General features: G+C 75.0%; 19 protein-coding genes and 1 riboswitch. Of the genes, 13 read left to right on the top strand and 6 right to left on the bottom strand.

The features are described from left to right. The first annotated feature begins 171 nt into the window (after positions 1-171). A complete protein-coding gene (locus IR158_RS17250) occupies positions 172-645 on the top strand; it encodes an aromatic ring-opening dioxygenase LigA (protein ID WP_291815098.1) in 474 nt (157 codons plus the stop codon). 147 nt (positions 646-792) lie between these two features. On the opposite strand, the gene IR158_RS17245 is transcribed toward IR158_RS17250, so the two are convergent. Further along, the gene (locus IR158_RS17245) at positions 793-1,095 is read right to left on the bottom strand and encodes a hypothetical protein (protein ID WP_291815097.1); all 303 of its coding nucleotides are present in this window, start codon (positions 1,093-1,095) and stop codon (positions 793-795) included. Then, positions 1,092-2,534, bottom strand: coding sequence for a PspC domain-containing protein (locus IR158_RS17240; protein ID WP_291815096.1), 1,443 nt, complete (start codon positions 2,532-2,534; stop codon positions 1,092-1,094). The genes IR158_RS17245 and IR158_RS17240 overlap by 4 nt, the downstream gene beginning before the upstream one ends. 148 nt (positions 2,535-2,682) lie before the next feature. Between IR158_RS17240 and IR158_RS17235 the strand changes: the two genes are divergently transcribed. Both IR158_RS17235 and IR158_RS17230 read left to right on the top strand, forming a co-directional pair. Next, on the top strand, positions 2,683-4,014 hold the full coding sequence (locus tag IR158_RS17235) for an ATP-binding protein (RefSeq protein WP_291815095.1): 1,332 nt from the start codon (positions 2,683-2,685) through the stop codon (positions 4,012-4,014). Beyond that, a complete protein-coding gene (locus IR158_RS17230) occupies positions 4,011-4,664 on the top strand; it encodes a response regulator transcription factor (RefSeq protein WP_291815094.1) in 654 nt (217 codons plus the stop codon). The genes IR158_RS17235 and IR158_RS17230 overlap by 4 nt, the downstream gene beginning before the upstream one ends. Before the next feature lie 24 nt (positions 4,665-4,688). Here the strand turns inward: IR158_RS17230 and IR158_RS17225 are convergent, their stop codons facing one another. Further along, on the bottom strand, positions 4,689-5,303 hold the full coding sequence (locus IR158_RS17225) for a hypothetical protein (protein ID WP_291815093.1): 615 nt from the start codon (positions 5,301-5,303) through the stop codon (positions 4,689-4,691). Positions 5,304-5,434: 131 nt separating this feature from the next. On the opposite strand from IR158_RS17225, the gene IR158_RS17220 reads away from it, so the two are divergent. The 5 genes from IR158_RS17220 (at position 5,435) to IR158_RS17200 (ending at position 10,614) form a co-directional block, all read left to right on the top strand. Further along, the gene (locus tag IR158_RS17220; protein WP_291815091.1) at positions 5,435-5,767 is read left to right on the top strand and encodes a hypothetical protein; all 333 of its coding nucleotides are present in this window, start codon (positions 5,435-5,437) and stop codon (positions 5,765-5,767) included. A gap of 78 nt (positions 5,768-5,845) precedes the next feature. After that, positions 5,846-6,340 carry a DUF456 domain-containing protein gene (locus tag IR158_RS17215; RefSeq protein WP_291815089.1) on the top strand — a complete coding sequence of 165 codons (495 nt, stop codon included), beginning with the start codon at positions 5,846-5,848 and terminating at the stop codon, positions 6,338-6,340. A gap of 51 nt (positions 6,341-6,391) precedes the next feature. Beyond that, positions 6,392-9,004, top strand: a complete 2,613-nt coding sequence (gene pcrA, locus IR158_RS17210; RefSeq protein ID WP_291815088.1) for a DNA helicase PcrA — start codon at positions 6,392-6,394, stop codon at positions 9,002-9,004. A gap of 137 nt (positions 9,005-9,141) precedes the next feature. After that, positions 9,142-9,870: an alpha/beta hydrolase gene (locus IR158_RS17205; RefSeq protein ID WP_291815087.1), complete on the top strand. Its 729-nt coding sequence runs from the start codon at positions 9,142-9,144 to the stop codon at positions 9,868-9,870. 93 nt (positions 9,871-9,963) lie between these two features. After that, the gene (locus IR158_RS17200) at positions 9,964-10,614 is read left to right on the top strand and encodes a GntR family transcriptional regulator (RefSeq protein WP_291815086.1); all 651 of its coding nucleotides are present in this window, start codon (positions 9,964-9,966) and stop codon (positions 10,612-10,614) included. Here the strand turns inward: IR158_RS17200 and IR158_RS17195 are convergent. After that, entirely contained in the window at positions 10,601-11,269 is a 669-nt protein-coding gene (locus IR158_RS17195; RefSeq protein WP_291815085.1) for a uridine kinase, read from the bottom strand. The two genes, IR158_RS17200 and IR158_RS17195, sit on opposite strands and share 14 nt — an antisense overlap. 183 nt (positions 11,270-11,452) lie before the next feature. Here IR158_RS17195 and sucC point away from each other — a divergent pair, with 183 nt between their 5' ends. The 3 genes from sucC to IR158_RS17180 all read left to right on the top strand — a co-directional run bounded on the left by sucC (position 11,453) and on the right by IR158_RS17180 (position 15,003). Continuing rightward, complete coding sequence (gene sucC / locus IR158_RS17190) at positions 11,453-12,634, top strand: ADP-forming succinate--CoA ligase subunit beta (protein ID WP_291815244.1); 1,182 nt, start codon at positions 11,453-11,455, stop codon at positions 12,632-12,634. Between the two features lie 31 nt (positions 12,635-12,665). Then, positions 12,666-13,544 (top strand): succinate--CoA ligase subunit alpha, encoded by an 879-nt coding sequence (sucD, locus tag IR158_RS17185; RefSeq protein WP_291815083.1) that lies wholly within the window; start codon positions 12,666-12,668, stop codon positions 13,542-13,544. Positions 13,545-13,725: 181 nt separating this feature from the next. Beyond that, positions 13,726-15,003, top strand: coding sequence for a DUF6350 family protein (locus IR158_RS17180; protein WP_291815081.1), 1,278 nt, complete (start codon positions 13,726-13,728; stop codon positions 15,001-15,003). Between the two features lie 42 nt (positions 15,004-15,045). On the opposite strand, the gene IR158_RS17175 is transcribed toward IR158_RS17180, so the two are convergent. Then, entirely contained in the window at positions 15,046-15,735 is a 690-nt protein-coding gene (locus tag IR158_RS17175; protein ID WP_291815079.1) for a hypothetical protein, read from the bottom strand. Between the two features lie 74 nt (positions 15,736-15,809). Between IR158_RS17175 and purN the strand changes: the two genes are divergently transcribed. Continuing rightward, on the top strand, positions 15,810-16,466 hold the full coding sequence (purN, locus tag IR158_RS17170; RefSeq protein WP_291815076.1) for a phosphoribosylglycinamide formyltransferase: 657 nt from the start codon (positions 15,810-15,812) through the stop codon (positions 16,464-16,466). Positions 16,467-16,499: 33 nt separating this feature from the next. Continuing rightward, a riboswitch (ZMP/ZTP riboswitch) is annotated at positions 16,500-16,588 on the top strand. A gap of 50 nt (positions 16,589-16,638) precedes the next feature. Next, on the top strand, positions 16,639-18,273 hold the full coding sequence (purH, locus tag IR158_RS17165; protein WP_291815075.1) for a bifunctional phosphoribosylaminoimidazolecarboxamide formyltransferase/IMP cyclohydrolase: 1,635 nt from the start codon (positions 16,639-16,641) through the stop codon (positions 18,271-18,273). A gap of 71 nt (positions 18,274-18,344) precedes the next feature. On the opposite strand, the gene IR158_RS17160 is transcribed toward purH, so the two are convergent. Then, the gene (locus tag IR158_RS17160) at positions 18,345-19,601 is read right to left on the bottom strand and encodes an NAD(P)/FAD-dependent oxidoreductase (protein ID WP_291815074.1); all 1,257 of its coding nucleotides are present in this window, start codon (positions 19,599-19,601) and stop codon (positions 18,345-18,347) included. Between the last annotated feature and the right edge of the window lie 101 nt (positions 19,602-19,702).

The following is a 19,702-nucleotide window of genomic DNA, read 5'->3' as shown; positions in this document are numbered from 1 at the left end:
GGGTCGACCTCGTGATTCACTCGTCCGGGTGAGTGGGGCGACACGCCCACGGGACCAGGGTCCCACCCGAAACGCCTCACCTGCGGCGACGCTGTTCATGTGAGCACGTCGTTCACCGGACCGGACCTCCGGTCACGCGGGGGTCAGTCCTAACCGATCGGGGAGATCGAGATGTCGAACGCAGCAGTCCAGACCAAGCCCGCCCACCTCAAGGTGCTGGCGACCATCGTCCTCGTCTTCGGCATGCTCTTCGCCGTCGCCGGCGCCGGCACCTGGATCGCGGTGTCCAGCAACCTGCGCGCCGAGGAGATCACGGTCTCCGACGACGCCGCGGCGTTCGGCGGCGCGCTGGTCGACACGCCGTGGGAGGCGTGGGCGCAGGCCGACATCATCAACGAGCACGCGCTCGCCGCGTCGGACGGCAAGACGTACGCCGAGCTCGACAAGGAGGACCCGGTCCGCGCGACCGTCATGAACGGCTCGTTCCTGCGCGCGTCCCTGTTCACCTCGGTCGTCGCCTTCGGCGTCGGGCTCCTCGTCTTCGGCCTCGGCGTCGTCTTCATCGTCACCGGTGAGGCCCTGCGCCGCATCGCCGTCCGGCTCGAGACGCCGATCGGCGCCGCACCCGTCGCCCAGTCCGTCTGAGCAGGCCGCGGCCTTCGCGGCTCGCGCCACGCGCGGTCCGGTGAGCGGACCGCACGGTAGGCACGAAGGGCCGGCACCCGTCACGGGTGCCGGCCCTTCGTCGTGCGGTGACCCCGCCGCCGCCGCGGCGGCGGCGGGGTCCGCGGCTCACTGCTCGCTGCGGCTGCGGCGCACCCCCTGGAACAGGGGGCCGAGGATGAGCCCGACACCACCGGCGATGAGCAGCACGATGGCGGCGAGCTGGACGTCGATCGTGTACCCGGCGGCGACGAGGACGACGCCCAGGCCCACGAGGGCGACGATGAGGCCCCACACGACCGTCCCCACCCGCACGCCGGTGCGGCGCGTGGTGACGTCCGGGGTGCGGGCCGTGGTGTCGTCGGGTGCGGCGGCGTCCAGCCGGGCGGTGTCCCGCACGGGGTCGTGCAGGGTGCTGTCGTCGGTGCTCACGGTGCGACCTCCTCGATGATGCGGACCTCGCCGACACCCGAGCTGATGTCGAGCACGAGGTTCGGTGAACCGGCGGCGGCGTCGTCGTCCTGGTACACCAGGTCGTCCAGGCCCACGCCGCTCTGCTCGTGGAAGTCCTCGTCGACCTCGAACCGGACGGACCCGATCCCGTTCGTGACGTTCGCCTGGACGGCCGCCTCCTGCGGCACGACCACCACGAGCTGTCCGGCACCGATCGCGATGGGCACGGTGAGGACGTCGTCGTCGAGCGGGACGCCCGTGAGGTCGATGCGGGAGCTGCCCGCCGCGAGGTCGAACCCGTTGCTCGCCACGTCGCGGCTCGTGACCACGACGTCCCGCTGCTGCCCGTCCCAGCCCCGGCCGACGGTGTCCGACCACTCGGTCTGGTGCACCAGCGCGATCGGCACCCACACGAGGGCGCCCGCGACCGCGAGGAACCCGACGAAGCCGCTGCTGCGGCCGCGCAGGCCCAGCGTCACGATGCCCAGTCCGGCGACGAGCAGCGCGACGCCACCGGCGGTGAGCGCCAGCGGGCCGTCGTAGGCGCCCGTGCGCTCGGCGAGCATCAGGACCCCCAGGCCCACGACGCTGAGGCCGACGACCGCACCGATGGTCGCGCCGTCGGCGCTGCGCCGCGGGGGGCGGGGCGGTGCCGGGGGGACCGGAGGCACCGGCGCGCTGCCGAAGGGCGGGTACGGCGGTGCCGGCGGGTACGGCGGTGCCGGCGGGTACGGCGGTGCCGTCGGCTGGGGGGCACCCGCAGCCCCAGGTGTGGTGGGTGCCTGCGCGCTCGTCGGCAGGGGTGCAGTGGGTGCCTGCGCGGCCCACGCCGCCGCTGCCGACGTCGCCGCACCGGTCGGGTGGTGCGCGCCACCGGGAGGCGCCCAGCCCGCGGGCGGCTGCCACCGGCCGCGACGCTGCACCGCGGTCGCGACGAGCGCGACGAGACCGATGATGCAGACGAGCCACAGCGCACCGCCGAGGGCGCTCCCGCCGTCCCAGAACCACCACCAGCCGTCGCCCCTGGCCAGGCCGACGACGACGAACGCGAGCGAGCCGAGCAGCGCGCCGTTCGCGTCACCGGCGCCCAGCCGCTCGAGCAGGATCCGGTTGTCCCGGGCGTCGGGCAGCAGCGCCCAGGCGACGCCGTAGATCACGAGGCCGAGCCCACCCACGAGGAACGTGACGGCCAGGAGGCCCCGCACGAGCAGCGGGTCGACGCCGACGCGCTCGGCCAGGCCGCCGGCCACGCCACCGACCCAGCGCTCGTCGGAGCGGTACAGCCCCGTGCGACGCACCCCGGCCCAGAAGGCGTGGGGAGCGGGCGGGGGCGTGGTGCCCGGGTACGGTCCGGGGCCCGCGCCGGGCGTCGGGCCCGGCGTGCCGGCATCAGCACCGGCGGGAGTCTGCGTGTCCATGGCTCGATCCTGACCGGCCCACCGTCGCCGGCACATCCGGGACCACCCCTGACCCGACCCTGGCCTGCACCCCCATCTCGTCGTCCCGACCCCTGAACCGGCACGCCGGAGCACCGGTGGAGGGGGTGCGGCGTGTGACGATCTGTGCGTGACCCCTGCTCCGTACGGCGCCCCGGCGCAGCCCGGCGTGCCCTCGCGCGCCCGTCTGCCGCTGCGCCGTCCCGAACGCGGCCGCTGGATCGCGGGGGTGGCCACGGGACTGGCGGCCCACCTGGACGTCCCCGTCGCGGCCGTGCGGATCGCGCTGGTCGCGCTCGTGCCCGTCGCCGGCGTCGGTGCGGCGCTCTACACGTTCTGGTGGCTCGTCGTGCCCGTCGGGGACCCGGCGGCGGCCGCCGCCGCCGGACGACCGAGCGCGATGCAGCGGCTCGCCCGGCGCCAGCCCCTGCGCTCCGACGGCCGCCGCGTCCCGTGGGCGGAGCTCGCGCTCGGCGGGCTGCTCGTCCTGACGGCCGCCGTGCTGGTCGGCACGCGTCTGGGCGCGACCATCGACGCCGCCTGGGCCCTGCCCGTCCTGGTCGTGCTCGTCGGCGTCGCACTCGCCTGGAGCCAGCTCGACGCGCTGCAGCACGGGCGGCAGGACGGGCGCCGCATCAGCGTCCTGCGCCTCATCGGCGGCGGGCTGCTCGCGGCGGCCGGCGTGCTGCTGGTCGTCGGGCAGGTCGTCGGGCAGGGGGTCGAGCCCGTGCTCCTCGTGCAGTCCGGCGTCGCGGCGCTCGCCGTGCTGGTCGGGGTCGGGCTCGTCATGGCGCCGTGGTGGGTGCGCCTGGTGCGCGCGCTCGGGGACGAGCGCGCCGCGCGCGCCCGCGAGGCCGAGCGGGCCGACATCGCGGCGCACCTGCACGACTCGGTCCTGCAGACCCTCGCGCTGATCCGGGCGCGCTCCGACGAGCCGGCGGAGGTCGCGCGGATGGCACGTGCGCAGGAGCGCGAGCTGCGGGAGTGGCTGTACGACGACCGGAACGAGCCGGGCGTGTCCCTGGTCGCGGCGCTACGGGCCGTGGTCGCCGAGGTCGAGGACTCGCGCTCCGGACCGGGTGGCGAGCCGGTGGCCGTCGACGTCGTCGTCGTCGGGGACCGCGTGCCCGAGCCCGACACGCTCGCGCTGCTGCAGGCCACGCGTGAGGCGCTCGTCAACGCGGTCGTGCACGGGCGGCCCCCGGTGTCGCTGTACCTCGAGGTCGGGCCGCAGTCCGTCGAGGTCTTCGTGCGGGACCACGGCGACGGGTTCGACCTGGACGGTGTGGGTCCCGACCGTTTCGGCGTCCGGGAGTCGATCATGGGACGCGTGCGGCGCCGCGGTGGCACCGCACGCGTGACGAGCAGCCCCGAGCGGGGCACCGAGGTCCACCTGTGCATGCCCGTCGGTGGCGGCGGGTCCGGCAGGGGACCGGACGAGGACGAGGAGCGCGACGCGTGAGCGAGCAGGTCGACGTGGTGCTGGTGGACGACCACCACATGTTCCGTGCGGGCGTGAAGGCGTCGCTCGACGCGCGCGTGCGGGTCGTGGGGGAGGCCGCGACCGTCGACGAGGCGGTGCAGGTGGTGCACGACCTGCGCCCGCCCGTCGTCCTGCTCGACGTGCACCTGCCGGGCGGCGACGGCGGTGGCGGCGCGGAGGTGGTCCGCAGGTGCGTCGACGTGCCGGGCACGCGGTTCCTCGCGCTGTCGGTGTCGGACGCGTCCGAGGACGTCGTCGCGGTCATCCGCGTGGGCGCGCGGGGGTACGTCACCAAGGCCATCGACCCCACGGCGCTGTCGGACGCGGTGCTGCGGGTCGCGGGCGGGGACGCGGTGTTCTCGCCGCGGCTCGCGGGGTTCGTCCTCGACGCGTTCGGTGCGGCCGCGGGTGACGTCGCGACCGGGGACGACGAGCTCGACCGGCTCTCGGCGCGCGAGCGCGAGGTCATGCGCCTCATCGCGCGCGGCTACACGTACCGGGAGGTCGCGGCCGAGCTGTTCATCTCGATCAAGACGGTCGAGACGCACGTGTCCGCGGTGCTGCGCAAGCTGCAGCTGTCGAACCGCAACGAGCTGACCCGGTGGGCGGCGGCGCGCCGGCTGCTGTGACGGCCGACCCGTGCGCCGGTGAGGTCAGGGGCGTGCGGCGTCGAGGCGCGCGACGACGGACGCGACGATCGCGGCCCACTCGTCGTCGGGCAGCGCCGGCAGGTGGAGCGTCCACAGCGGCATGACGAGCCCGCGCAGCTGGAGCATGCCCTCGGGGCGCGCCGAGAAGAAGACGTGCAGGTGCCCGTTGCCGTCGCCCCAGCGCTGCACGTGCACCCGCCCGACGCCCGGCACGGCGGCCAGGGCACGCTCGACACGGACCATCATCCGGCCGAGCTCGGCGGCGGCGGCGGCGTCGAGGTCACCCAGGTCGCCGTGCGCCCGGCGGTCGAGGATGAGCGTCGGGACGCTGACGGGGCCGGACGCGCTGAGCCGCCACGTGCCGTCCGTCCAGGCGAAGTGCTCGTCGGGACAGGCGCAACGCCCGCAGGTCGCGGCGTCCTCGTCGCGCCGGGGCGGCTCGGGGACCACCGGGTCCTCCAGCGCGCGCAGCCGCAGACCCTCGCGCTCGAACGGGAAGGTGTCCCAGCCGGCGATGTCGCCCACGGCGAGCCGCCCGTCGGCACCGGACGCGGCGCGCGCCCGTGCGACGAGGCCGGGGACGTCGAGAGCGGCGTCCGTCGGTAGCGGCTCGGTCATCGGATCCTCCTGCCGTGGTGTGCGGGGACCCGGGCGAGCGTAGCGGCCGGGGCCCCGGCTCGTGACGTGTCTCACAGCAGGGTCGCGAGGTCGCTGATCTGACGCCGTGTCAGGTCCTCTAGCATGTCGTGATGGACACTGTTCAGGGAATCCTTCTGGTGCTGCACCTCATCGGGTGGGCGGTCGTCCTGGGCGGCGCCCTCGCCGGGATGAAGAGCACGACCCTGCCGTCGGGCACGTTCCACGGCATCCTCACCGCGCTCGTCACGGGCATCGTCCTGACCGGGCTCCTGGGCGCGGACGCGAACCACGTGAAGATCGCCGTGAAGCTCGTCATCGCGCTCGTCGTGACGGTCCTCGTCGTGCTGGGCCGCCGCCGTCCGGAGAAGGTGACGCGCGGCTACCTCGGGGCCGTCTCCGGCCTCGTCGTGGTGAACGTCGCGCTCGCCGTCCTCTGGCACTGACGCGCCGGCCCCTGTGTGCCCGACCGGGGCTGCGGCCCCGGTCGGCGCGGGCGGGGCGGAGTCGTTAGCCTCGCGTCCGTGACGATCGACTGGGCCGCGGAGCTCGACCTGCTGGTGACGGTCCTCGTGGTCGTCGGGCTGGTCGGTGTCGTCGTGCAGGTGCTGCCCGGCGCGTTCCTGGTCGGCGGCGCCGTGACCCTCTGGGGCGCGCTGCAGGGCACGGGCCCCGGCTGGGCCGTGGCGATCGTCGCCGTGGTCCTCACCGCGGCCGGGCAGGTCGTCAAGTACCTCGTCGCGGGCCGCCACATGCAGCGCTCGGGCGTGCGCAGCAGCACGCTCGTGTGGGGCGGGGTCGCGGGCGTCGTCGGGTTCTTCGTGGTCCCGGTCGTGGGGCTGTTCCTGTTCTTCGTCGGCGCCGTCTTCCTCGTCGAGTGGCTCCGGGCGCGCGACATCCCGACGGCCCGGCGCGCGACGGTGCGCGCCCTGCAGGCCACCGGCCTGACGATCCTCGTGGAGCTCGCGACGGCCATGCTCGTGGTCGGCGTGTGGCTCGTCGCGCTCCTCGCGCGCTGACCTGCGCTGCGCACGGGGATGTCGGCGGCGGCGCCTAGGCTGGGTGGTGCCATGACGTCGTTGTTCGAGAGCCTCGCCCTGCCCGTTCCCGGAGCGCCCGTTCCCGGAGCGCCCGTCCCCGGAGCGGCCGCGCCCGCAGCGCCGGACGCGCGCGCCGCCGCCGCGCGCTCCCACGCCGGGGAGTCGTCCGGTCTGCCGCTCGTCGTCCCGCCGCGCGACGACGAGCGTGGCGACGACGAGCCGGCCGACGACCGGACGGGGCGGGCCGCCGAGCGCGCCGCCGCGGACGAGACCCGTGCCGCCGCCCTGCTCGACGGGCTCAACCCCCAGCAGCGTGCCGCCGTCCTGCACTCCGGGGGGCCGCTGCTCATCGTGGCCGGCGCCGGGTCGGGCAAGACGCGCGTGCTCACGCACCGCATCGCCCACCTGCTGGCCACGCACCGCGCGCGGGCGGGGGAGATCCTCGCCATCACCTTCACCAACAAGGCCGCAGCCGAGATGCGCGAGCGCGTCGAGCACCTGGTCGGGCCCTCCGCGCAGCGCATGTGGGTCTCGACGTTCCACTCCGCGTGCGTCCGCATCCTGCGGCGCGAGGCCGCGACGCTCGGCCTGCGCACGAGCTTCTCGATCTACGACCAGGCCGACTCCCAGCGGCTCCTCACCCTGGTCTCGCGGGAGCTGGACCTCGACCCCAAGCGCTACCCGGCCAAGGCGCTGGGGCACAAGATCTCCGCGCTCAAGGACGAGCTGGTCGACCCCGACGCGTTCGCCGCGAGCAACGGCGGGGGCCGGGCGGACGAGTTCGACACCGTCCTCGCGCAGGTCTACACGCGCTACCAGCAGCGGCTGCAGCAGGCCAACGCCCTGGACTTCGACGACCTCATCATGCGCACGGTGCACCTGCTCCAGGCGTTCCCGCAGGTGGCCGAGCACTACCGGCGGCGGTTCCGGCACATCCTGGTCGACGAGTACCAGGACACGAACCACGCGCAGTACGTCCTGGTGCGCGAGCTGGCCGGGGTCGGCGTGCAGGACGACGAGGGCGTCGGGCGCGGCGAGCTGACGGTCGTCGGCGACGCCGACCAGTCGATCTACGCGTTCCGCGGGGCGTCCATCCGCAACATCATGGAGTTCGAGGCCGACTACCCGGACGCCACGACGATCCTGCTCGAGCAGAACTACCGCTCCACGCAGACCATCCTGTCGGCCGCCAACGCGGTGATCAGCAAGAACTCGGGGCGGCAGGCCAAGCGGCTGTGGACCGACTCGGGTGCCGGCCCGCAGATCGTGGCGTACGTCGCGGACACCGAGCACGAGGAGGCGCGGTTCGTCGCCGAGGAGATCGACCGGCTCGGCGACTCCGACGGCGTGCGCCCCGGTGACGTCGCGATCTTCTACCGGGCGAACGCGCAGTCGCGCGCCCTGGAGGAGGTGCTGGTCCGCGTCGGCCTGCCGTACAAGGTCGTCGGCGGCACGCGCTTCTACGAGCGCAAGGAGATCAAGGACGCCGTCGCGTACCTGCGGGCCATCGCCAACCCGGACGACGACGTCAGCACGCGTCGCATCCTCAACGTGCCCAAGCGTGGCCTCGGGGAGCGCTCGGAGTCGATGGTGGCGGCCTACGCCGAGCGGGAGCGCATCTCGTTCGGTGCGGCGCTCGCGCGCGTCGACGAGGTCCCCGGTCTGGGGACCCGCGCGCTGACAGGGCTGCGCGCGTTCGCCGCGATGCTGGACGAGCTGCGCGACCTCGCCGCCTCGGGCACCGGGCCGGCCCAGGTGCTGGGCGCCGTGCTGGACCGCAGCGGCTACCTCGCCGAGCTGCGCGCCAGCGAGGACCCCCAGGACGGGTCACGCGTCGAGAACCTCGCCGAGCTGCACGCCGTCGCGGCCGAGTTCGAGCAGTCCGACCCGGAGGGCACGCTCACGGACTTCCTCGAGCGCGTGTCGCTCGTGGCGGACTCGGACCAGATCCCCGTGCCGGACGGGGCCGACGACGGCGAGACGGCCGCGGCGGCGCGCGACGCGGGCGTCGTCACGCTCATGACGCTGCACACGGCCAAGGGCCTGGAGTTCCCGGTCGTCTTCCTCACCGGCATGGAGGACGGCACGTTCCCGCACATGCGCTCGCTGGCCGACCCGGACCAGCTCGCCGAGGAGCGGCGTCTCGCGTACGTCGGCCTGACGCGCGCCCGCCAGCGGCTGTACGTGTCACGCGCCGCGGTGCGTACCGCGTGGGGCGTGCCCAACGAGTTCCCGCCCAGCCGGTTCCTCGACGACATCCCCGAGGAGCTCGTCGACTGGCGACGCCGCGAGTCCTCGACGTCACGGCTGCGCGGCGGCTGGGGATCGGGTTTCGGCGCCGGCGGCGGTACGCGCGGCGCGTCGTCGTGGGGCGAGCGCGGCGGCTCCGGGTCGAGCAGCGGCCCGGTGCGCAGCGAGAAGCGCGAGCCGCTGCCCCGCACGGGCGCGTCGTTCGGCTCGGCGACACCGCGCGGTCCGGTGCCGGACCTGTCGGTCGGTGACAAGGTCACGCACGACGCGTACGGGCTCGGCACGGTGGTCGCGCTCGAGGGCGCCGGGCAGAACGCCGTGGCCAAGATCGACTTCGGGAGCAACGGCGAGAAGCGGCTCCTGCTGCGGTACTCCCCGGTCACCAAGCTCTGAGGGCGGAGCCGGGGGAGCGCCCCCGGGTCGGCAAGCCGGACAAGATCGGGCGAAAGGGTGGACTTCGTTCGGATGAGCGCAATATATTGCATTCTGCACGCTCGTCCGAACGCCCACCGCACCGAGAGGACAGCACCATGCACACCACCACCGGCAAGCAGACGATCCTCCTCGTCCACGGCGCGTACGCCGACTCCTCGAGCTGGAACGGTTCCGTGCAGGACCTCCTCGACGCCGGCCACGCGGTCGTCGCCGTCGCCAACCCGCTGCGTGGCGTGGAGGAGGATGCCGCGTACCTGCGCAGCGTCATCGACCACGTCGCCGGTCCCGTCGTGCTCGCGGGGCACTCCTACGGCGGCGTCGTCATGAGCCACGCCGCCGACGGCCACCCCGACGTCACGGCGCTGGTCTACGTCGCGAGCTTCCTGGCCGAGCCCGGCGAGAACCTCGTCGAGCTCGTCGAGAAGTTCCCGGGAGCGCGGCTTGGCAGCGCGGCGCAACCCGTGCCGTACCCGACGTCGGACGGCGGCACGGGCACGGACCTGTACATCGACCAGGCCCGGTTCCACGAGCTCTTCGCCGCCGACGTCCCCGCCGACGTCGCGCAGCGCATGGCCGTCACGCAGCGCCCGCTCGCCCTCGCCGCGTTCGAGGCCCCGGCGACGCGGGCGGCGTGGCGCGGCATCGAGTCCTGGTCGCTGGCCGCGCGGCAGGACGAGGCCGTGCCGCTCGAGCTCAGCCGCTTCATGGCCGAGCGCGCCGGCGCCCACCTCGTCGAGGTCGACGCCTCGCACGCGGTGACGGTCTCCCAGCCACGCGCGGTGACGGACCTGATCCTCGAGGCCGCTGCCAGGACCGCACGGTGACCACCACCGACCCTGCCGCGCAGGGCCCCTGCGCGGCAGGGTCGGTGGCCCGCCGCCTGGACGACGGGCGTGACACGAGGTGGGATGTGCTCCATGCCACTGCCTGACGACGGTGCGACGCTCGACCGTCGCCTGCTGCGGGACGACGTCTACCGCCGCCTGCGTGACGCGATCGTCGACGGCGACCTCGCACCGGGGGAGCAGCTGCGCGACGCGGAGCTCGCCGCCCGGCTCGGGGTCAGCCGCACCCCGGTGCGCGAGGCGCTCCTGCGACTCGCGGACGCGGGGCTCGTGGTCGCGCAGCCGGGTCGCTCGACGCACGTCAGCCCGGTGGAGGCCCGCGACGTGCACGACGCGGGCAGCGTCGTGGCCGCCATGCACCTCGTCGCGGTCCGCGAGGCGATCGACCGCTTCACCCCGGCCGACATCGAGGAGATGCGCGAGGCCAACCGGCGGTTCGCGGACGCGATCGGGGTCGGGGACGTCGAGGCCGCGCTGCGCGCCGACGACGACCTGCACGCCGTGCCCGTGCGGCTCGCGGGGAACCGCGCGCTGTGCGGCGTGCTCGAGCAGTACACGCCCGTGCTGCGGCGTGCCGAGCGGCTGCGCTTCTCCTCGCCGGCCGGGTGGGACTCGGTCGTGCGGCACGAGGCGCTGATCGAGCGGTGCGCCGCGGGCGACGGGGACGGGGCCGCCGAGTACGGCTTCCGGGCCTTCGCGAGCCTCGCCGTCACCGACGGCTGACGACCCGGGGCGCGTCGACGTCCGCGTTGTCGACCACCACGTCCGCGCGTGCGGCCGGGCTGCACGCCTGCAGGTAGCGGAGCTGGCCCTCGCGGTAGCGGGCGTTGGCCGGGTCCTGCGGGTCCGGCGGACAGCCGTCCCGCAGGGCCATGCGCGCGTACGTGACCGCGAACGGCACCTCGAGCCAGACCGACAGGTCCCAGACGTCGGCGAGCTCGTCGCGGTGCAGGAAGATGCCGTCGACGACCAGCACGGTCGCCGGGTCGACGTCGACCCACGGGGTGCCGGGGTCGGCGTCCGTCGTCACGTCGCGCACGGCCGTGCGAACGCGCCGGGGCCCGGTGTGCTCGGGGGCCAGCGGGTCGAGCAGGACCCTCCGGAAGGCGTCGAGGTCGTAGGAGTCGAGGAAGAAGCCCTCAGGGCTCGCGCGCCCGCGCCGGTACCGCTCGGCGGCAGGCCGGTGGAACCCGTCGACGGAGGCCCGCAGGACGGCTCGCCCGTCGGCGCGCAGCGCGGTCGCCAGCTCGTCGGCGAACGTCGTCTTGCCCGCGCCGTCGACGCCGTCGATCCCCACCCGCACGGGACGGCGCAAGGCCCGCGGGTCGGGCACCGACCGTGCCACCTGGTGCAGCAGGCGCGTGCGGTCCTCCGTCACCCGCGCGACGCTAGCCGCCCGCAGGACGACCGGGAAGAGCGGTCCTCCCGCGCGCCCTGACGTGGTGAGCCCCGCCACAGTCTCTCGATGTCGAGGGACCTCGGTCCCGGCGATAGCATGCGTCCGGGCGATGCGGCCGCACCGAGGTCGCTGCGCGCGGTCGACGAGAGGAAACCGGACCAGGTGGACCTGTTCGAGTACCAGGCACGTGACATCTTCGAGAAGCACGGCGTGCCCGTGCTCGGCGGCATCGTCGCCACGACGCCCGAGGAGGCGCGGTCGGCAGCCGAGCAGCTGCTCCCGCCGGAGGGCGGCGTGGTCGTCGTCAAGGCGCAGGTCAAGACCGGTGGGCGCGGCAAGGCGGGCGGCGTCAAGCTCGCCCGGTCGGCCGACGAGGCCGCCGAGAAGGCCGGCGAGATCCTCGGCATGGACATCAAGGGCCACACCGTGCACCGCGTGATGATCGCGGCCGGCGCGCGGATCGCCCAGGAGTTCTACTTCTCGCTCCTGCTGGACCGCGCCGAGCGTCGCTACCTCGCGATGGCGTCGGTCGAGGGCGGCATGGACATCGAGCAGCTCGCGGTCGAGCGTCCCGAGGCGCTCGCCAAGGTCGCCGTGGACCCGCAGACCGGCATCGACCAGGCCAAGGCCGACGAGATCGTCGCCGCGGCGGGCTTCGCGCCCGAGATCGCGGACAAGGTCGCCGACGTCCTGCAGAAGCTGTGGCTGGTCTACCGGGACGAGGACGCGACCCTCGTCGAGGTGAACCCGCTCGTCCTCACCGAGGACGGCGAGATCGTCGCGCTCGACGGCAAGGTCACGCTCGACGCGAACGCGGACTTCCGGCACCCGGACCACGCGGCGCTCGAGGACAAGGCCGCCGCCGACCCGCTCGAGGCGCGCGCCAAGGAGAAGGACCTCAACTACGTCAAGCTCGACGGCGAGGTCGGCATCATCGGCAACGGCGCGGGCCTGGTCATGAGCACGCTCGACGTCGTCGCGTACGCCGGCGAGGCGCACGGCGGCGTCAAGCCCGCCAACTTCCTCGACATCGGCGGCGGCGCGTCGGCCGAGGTCATGGCCGCGGGCCTCGACATCATCCTCACGGACCCGCAGGTCAAGTCGGTGTTCGTGAACGTCTTCGGCGGCATCACGGCGTGCGACGCGGTGGCCAACGGCATCGTCGCGGCCCTGGAGATCCTCGGTGACGAGGCGTCCAAGCCGCTGGTCGTGCGTCTCGACGGCAACAACGTCGTCGAGGGCCGCCAGATCCTCGCGGACGCCGGGCACCCGCTCGTCACGCTCGCCGACACGATGGACGGCGGGGCCGACGCGGCCGCCCGCCTGGCGCACAGCGCCGCCTGAGACCCCCGACGCAGAGAGAAGCAGACTTCACATGGCGATCTTCCTGACCGAGGACTCCAAGGTCATCGTCCAGGGCATGACGGGTTCCGAGGGCCAGAAGCACACGAACCGCATGCTCGCGTCCGGCACCAACGTGGTCGGCGGGGTGAACCCCCGCAAGGCCGGCACGACCGTGACCTTCGGTGACGTCGACGTCCCCGTGTTCGGATCGGTGGCCGAGGCCATCGAGAAGACCGGTGCCGACGTCTCCGTCATCTTCGTCCCGCCGGCGCACACCAAGGGCGCCGTCGTCGAGGCCGTCGACGCGGGCATCCCGCTGGCGGTCATCATCACCGAGGGCGTGCCGGTGGCCGACACGGCCGAGTTCTTCTCCTACGCCCAGGAGAAGGGTGTGCGGCTCATCGGCCCCAACTGCCCCGGCCTCATCAGCCCCGGCAAGTCGAACGTCGGCATCATCCCGGCCGACATCACGGGCCCCGGCAAGGTCGGCCTGGTGTCGAAGTCGGGCACGCTGACCTACCAGATGATGTTCGAGCTGCGGGACTTCGGGTTCTCCACCGCCATCGGCATCGGCGGCGACCCGATCATCGGCACGACGCACATCGACGCGCTCGCCGCGTTCGAGGCCGACCCCGAGACCGAGGTCATCGTGATGATCGGGGAGATCGGTGGCGACGCCGAGGAGCGCGCGGCGGCGTACATCGCCGAGCACGTCACCAAGCCGGTCGTCGGCTACGTCGCGGGCTTCACCGCGCCGGAGGGCAAGACGATGGGGCACGCCGGCGCCATCGTGTCCGGCTCGTCCGGCACGGCGCAGGCCAAGAAGGAGGCCCTCGAGGCCGCCGGCGTCAAGGTCGGCAAGACGCCGTCCGAGACCGCCCAGCTCGCGCGCGAGATCCTCAGCGCCTGACGCACGCGCCACGCGTCCGCCGCGGCCCCGGTCCCACGGACCGGGGCCGCGTCGTGTCACCGACCGGTCGACCTCTCGCGCCCGGGTCGTGCAGACCGGGCCGACCTCGCCTCGCGGGGCGGCGGCGACGCGCCGGGCCGGGGTCCGGCGACGCGCCCCAGGCACCGGTCACCATGGGTGCGTGCCCTCGCCCACCGGTCCCGTCCCCCTGGCGGGTCGCGTGCGCCGAGTCCTGCAGGACGACCCGCACCCCACGTTCTTCACGTCGGCCATCGACGGTGCGCCGCGCTGGACCATCGGCGTGCTCACGGCCGTGCAGGCAGCCGCACTGTCGTTGCTGACGCTCGCCGTGCCCGCGATCGCGGTCTTCGTCGCGACCGCGTCCGACCCCGCGAACACCGAGGTGGCGTGGACGCGTGCCGTCGTGGTCGCCAGCAACCTGTGGCTGCTCGCCCACGGCGTCCCCGCGACCCTCGGGGGTGCGGTCGTCTCCGTGGTCCCGCTCGGTCTGACGATGCTCGCGGTGTTCACGTGCTACGCGTCGGCGCGCCGGTCGGGCCACGCGACGCGGGCCGGTGCCGTCGCCTCGATCGGCGGCTACGCGGTGCTGACCGGGTTCGTCGCACTCGTCGCGGGTGCGGGGATCGCGGGAGTCCTGCGTGCCGTCCTCGGCGGCCTGCTCGTCGGGGCTCTCGGCCTCGGCGCGGGACTGCTGCGCCGTCCGGAGGCACCGACCTGGGCGCAGGTCGTGGCCCCGCTGCGTGACCGGCTCCCGGAGCCCGTGGTCGTGGGGCTGCGCGCGGGCCTCGTGGCGGCGACAGGGCTGCTGGCACTCGCGGCACTCCTCACGACGCTGTGGGTCCTCGCGGGGCACGCGACGATCGTCGACGTCGCGCGCAGGCTCTCGCTCGACGCGGTCGGGGGAGTGGTGCTCGCGCTGGCGGAGCTCGCGTTCGTGCCCAACCTCGTCGTGTGGGCCCTCGCGTGGATCGCCGGTCCCGGCTTCGCCGTGGGGGCGGGCACGCGCTTCGCACCCGACGCGGTCGTCGCGGGCCCGATGCCGGCGCTGCCGCTGCTCGGCGCGCTCCCCGGGGCGCAGGGCGGCGCGGTGCTCCTCGCCCCGCTGCTCGTCGTCGGTGTCGGTGTGCTGGCGGGCCTGGCCGTGCGCCGGTGGCTGCGGCCGGTCCGCGCGCGCGACGTCGCGGTGGCCGTCGGGGTGGTGGCGTGCACCGTCGGGGTCGTCGTGGCGCTGCTCGTCGCTCTCGCCGGTGGTGCGGCCGGCCCGGGGCGGATGGCTCATGTCGGGGCGAGCCCGCTGTGGGTGGGACTGCTCACCGCTGCGGGGTGCGGCCTGGGCGCGGCCGGCGCCGCGGTGCCGTTCGACCCCGCGGTGCGCGACGCGCTGCGCACGCGGCGGGCGCGTCGGCGCGGTGCAGCGGCAGGCGTCACCACCGACTGAGTGCGACCGGTGCCCGTGGACGGGCGGGTCCGGACGCGCGGGTCAGGACGACGGGGGCACCGGGACGCCGAGGCGTCCGAAGACCGTCTCGAGCCGCTCGCGCATGTCGTTCTCGAGCTGGGTGGCGCAGTTGCGCTGCGCCTGGCGCGTGAGGGCGGCCGACTCGCACTGCGCGAAGTCGCGCGTCGCGTCGACGTACAGGAGCGTCTGGGAGCTGAGACCGACCCAGACCAGTGACGCGACGAGCAGGACGACGGGCAGCGCGACGACGGACCCGCGTGCCCGTGCCCGCGCGGCCCGGACCACGGCGACGATCGCGAGCACGACGCCCGTGAGTGCGGCGGCCGGCGCGACCAGCATGGCAGGCCACGGTGCGCTCATCAGCAGCAGCGAGGCGAGCAGCGCGCCCGCGGTCCAGGCGGACGTGCGGCTGGCCCGCGCGACACCCTCCGGGTCCGGCGGGGGAGCGGGGTGCGGCCCCGGGTGCCCGGGCGGGGGAGCCGGGAGCGGCCCCAGGGCCCCCGTCGTGGCGAGCGGGTGGCCGCCGGCGGCCGGTGAGCGGTCGTCGCCGAGGGGGCCGTGGGAGGGTGCGCCGTCCGGGCTGTGGGGCGGAGCGCCGTCGGCCGTCGGGGTCGGGGCACCGTCGCGTGCCGCTGCCGGAGCCTGCGAGGGCGCGGGTGTCCGCTGCCCGTGTGCCTGCGAGTCGTCCGGCGGTGCCCACGGGTTGCCCATGGGCCCTATTCTCCCGCACGTCGTGGGTGGACGTGCCCGCGGCGACCGCGCCCCGGGCGGGTAGGTTGCGCGGCGTGACGTCCTCCACGCAGCCACGTCCTGCCCCGCCCGCCCACGCCCTGGCGACGAGCCACCGACTGGTCGTGCTCGTCTCCGGCGCCGGGTCCAACCTCGCGGCGCTGCTCGACGCGCACGGCGACCCCGCGTACGGCGCGCGCGTCGTGGGCGTCGTGTCCGACCGGCCGGGGATCGCGGCACTCGACCTCGCCCGCGAGGCGGGCGTCCCCACAGCCGTCGTCGCCCTGCGGGACTTCCCGGACCGTGAGGCGTGGGACCGGGCGCTCACCGGGGCGGTCGCGGTCTTCTCGCCCGACACGGTCGTCTGCGCCGGGTTCATGAAGCTGGTCGGGCCCGCGTTCCTCGGCCGGTTCGGCGGCCGGACCGTCAACACGCACCCGGCGCTGCTGCCGTCGTTCCCCGGCGCGCACGGCGTGCGTGACGCGCTGGCGTACGGCGTGAAGGTCAGCGGGTGCTCGGTGATCGTCGTCGACGACGGCGTCGACGCCGGTCCGATCATCGCGCAGGAGGCGGTGCCCGTCGCCGACGACGACTCCGAGGAGACGCTGCACGAGCGGATCAAGGTCGTCGAGCGGCGGCTGCTGGTGGACGTCGTCGGGCGGATCGCCCGCGACGGGCTGAGCGTCGAGGGACGTCGCGCGCATCTGGGATGAGCAGCCGCGGGACCGGCACCGGCCGCTAGACTCGGGCCCGGTCGTGACTGGCGCAGGTGGAGGACCACCGGGGAGCGACCGAGCACACCCCCTGCCGTGCACCGCCCGCCTGGGTGCCGGGGTCTACCGCTGAGGTCCCTCCGGACCGCCGACCGACCCAGGAAGGTGTGCCATGCCGCACGACCTGACCCCCCTCGCCCCCGTCGCCGACGCGACCGCCGACGCCACGCGCCGCCCCGTGCGCCGTGCGCTGCTGTCGGTGTACGACAAGACCGGCCTGGTCGAGCTCGCCACGGCGCTGCACGGTGCCGGCGTCGAGCTGGTCTCGACCGGCTCCACCGCGGCGACCGTGGCTGCCGCGGGCGTCCCCGTCACGCGCGTCGAGGACGTCACCGGCTTCCCCGAGTGCCTCGACGGGCGCGTCAAGACCCTGCACCCCCGGGTGCACGCCGGGATCCTCGCGGACACGCGTCGCCCGGAGCACCTCGCGCAGCTCGAGGAGCTGGGGGTCGCGGCGTTCGAGCTCGTCGTGGTCAACCTGTACCCGTTCACGCAGACCGTGGAGTCGGGCGCGGGCATCGACGAGTGCGTCGAGCAGATCGACATCGGTGGCCCGTCGATGGTGCGCGCGGCGGCCAAGAACCACCCCAGCGTCGCGGTCGTCGTCGACCCCGCGCGCTACGGCGACGTCGTGGCCGCGGTCGCCGCCGGCGGGTTCACGCTCGCCCAGCGCACCCGGCTCGCGGCCGACGCGTTCGTCCACACGGCCTCGTACGACGTGGCCGTCGCGTCGTGGATGGGCAACGTCGCGACGACGATCGACGAGGTCGACGGGGTGGCGACCGGGTTCCCGGCGTGGATCGGCGCGACCTGGGAGCGCTCGGACGTCCTGCGGTACGGCGAGAACCCGCACCAGCGCGCGGCGCTGTACACGACGGGCCACGGCGCCGCCGGCCTGGCCCAGGCGCGCCAGCTGCACGGCAAGGCCATGAGCTACAACAACTACGTCGACGCGGACGCCGCGTGGCGCGCCGCGCACGACCACGGTGACGCGGCCACGGTCGCGATCGTCAAGCACGCCAACCCGTGCGGCATCGCCGTCGGCGCGGACGTGGCCCAGGCCCACGCCCGTGCTCACGCCTGCGACCCCGTCTCGGCGTTCGGCGGCGTGATCGCCACGAACCGGCGCCTGTCGCTCGCCGCCGCGCAGCAGATCGCCCCGGTGTTCACGGAGGTCGTCGTCGCGCCCGCGTTCGACGACGACGCGCTCGAGCTGCTCTCGCAGAAGAAGAACATCCGCCTGCTCGTGGTCGACGCACCGCCGTCGGCGGTCGTCGAGACGCGCCCGGTGTCCGGCGGTCTGCTCGTGCAGTCGGTCGACCGGGTCGACGCTCCCGGTGACGACCCCGGGGCGTGGACGCTCGCGGCCGGCGAGGCCGCCGACGACGCCACCCTCGCGGACCTCGCGTTCGCGTGGCGGGCCGTGCGCGCCGTGAAGTCCAACGCGATCCTGCTGGCGGACGGCGGTGCGTCGGTCGGGGTCGGCATGGGCCAGGTCAACCGCGTCGACTCGTGCCGGCTGGCCGTCGAGCGTGCGAACTCCGGTGACGTCGAGCGGGCACGGGGCGCGGTTGCCGCGTCCGACGCGTTCTTCCCGTTCGCGGACGGCCTGCAGGTGCTGCTGGACGCCGGCGTGCGCGCCGTGGTCCAGCCCGGCGGGTCCGTGCGTGACGAGGAGGTCGTCGCCGCGGCCGCCGCCGCCGGCGTGACGCTCTACCTCACGGGCACGCGCCACTTCGCCCACTGACACCGCGGCGGCCCCGGGTGGGCCGCGGGGCTCGGTCGCCCGCTCGCAGGGGCGGGCGACCGAGCCCGACGTCAGGTCGCCGGAGACGCGCGCAGGAGCGTGCGCAGGTCCTCGGGCACGTCCGGGCCCCGGAGCGCGACGTGCGGCAGGCCGTCGCGTGCGAACAGGCGCCGCGCCGCGCCGACGTCGCGCGGGCGGTCCACCACGAGCGCGCCCGTGACGCTGTCACCGCGGGTCCACAGCGCCGTCCAGCCGGAGCCGGTGGGGTCGCCCAGGACCGTGACGACGTCGTCGCGCGCCGGGAGACCGAACATGGTCAGGTCGTGCCCGAGCTGGGTCGAGAAGACGTACGGGACGGTCTCCGGCTCGTCGACCGTCAGGCCCAGCAGCCGCCGGACCAGCACGTCCGGACCGTGGAGCGCCTCGTCCCAGTGCCCCCCGGGAACCCAGCCGTGGCGGGCCGAGCGACGCACGGCGACGTCACCCACGGCCAGCAGGCCCGGGAGGGGTCCGCTGGTGCCGAGCACGCGGTACGACTCGTCGACCGGGACCGCGCCGGCCCGCAGCGGGACGGCGTCCGCGAGCCACGCGGTCGCCGGGCGAGCGCCCACCGCGACGAGGACGGTGTCGGCGGACAGGCGGGTGCCGTCCGCGAGCCCCACGCCCGTGCCGTCCACGGCGGCGACCGGGGCGGACGTCCGCAGCTCGACGCCCGCCGCCGCGTACCAGGGCGTCGTGAGCGCGCCGACCTGCTCCCCGAGCGCGGCAGCCAGCGGCGTGCTCCGGGCCTCGACCACCACGACGTCGTGCCCGGCGGCGGCGGTCACCCCGGCGACCTCGGCACCGATCCACCCGGCGCCGACGACGACGAGCCGGCGCGGGCCGCCCGCGAGCACGGCTCGCAGTGCGTCGGCGTCGGCGGCGGTGTGCAGCGTCGCGGCCCGCCAGCCGGGCACGGAGACCGCTCGGGCGCCCGTGGCCAGCACCACGCACGACGACGTGACCTCGCCGTCGTCGGTGAGCACGGTGGCGCCGCCGCCGGGACGCAGTCGCAGACCGCGCGCGGGCCGGGCGAGGTGCACCTCGTCGGCCAGCGCGTCGAGGTCGTGGCCGAGGTCGTCGGCGAGCCACGTGGGTGACGTGCGGTCGAGGAGGTGCTTCGACAGCGGTGGCCGGTCGTACGGCGCCAGCCCCTCGGCACCCAGGACCCGCACGGGGCCGTCGTAGCCGTGCTCCCGCAGGGCGGCGACCGTCCGCAGCGCGGCGAGGCCCCCGCCGACCACGAGGACGTCGGCCGCAGGGGCGAGGACGCGGAGCGGGTCGGTCACGGGGATCACGGTAGCCGGGGCCTCGCGGCGGTACGCTGGGCCGACCGCGCAGGGTCCCGGGGCGACGCCCGCGGAACCGTCCAGGGCGTGGTCAGCCCACG

Origin of the sequence: Cellulomonas sp. (genome assembly GCF_015234515.1) — a bacterium.
GTDB lineage: Bacteria > Actinomycetota > Actinomycetes > Actinomycetales > Cellulomonadaceae > Cellulomonas.
The sequence above is the reverse complement of the archived record's forward strand: the minus strand, read 5'-3'. Positions and strand labels throughout refer to the sequence as shown.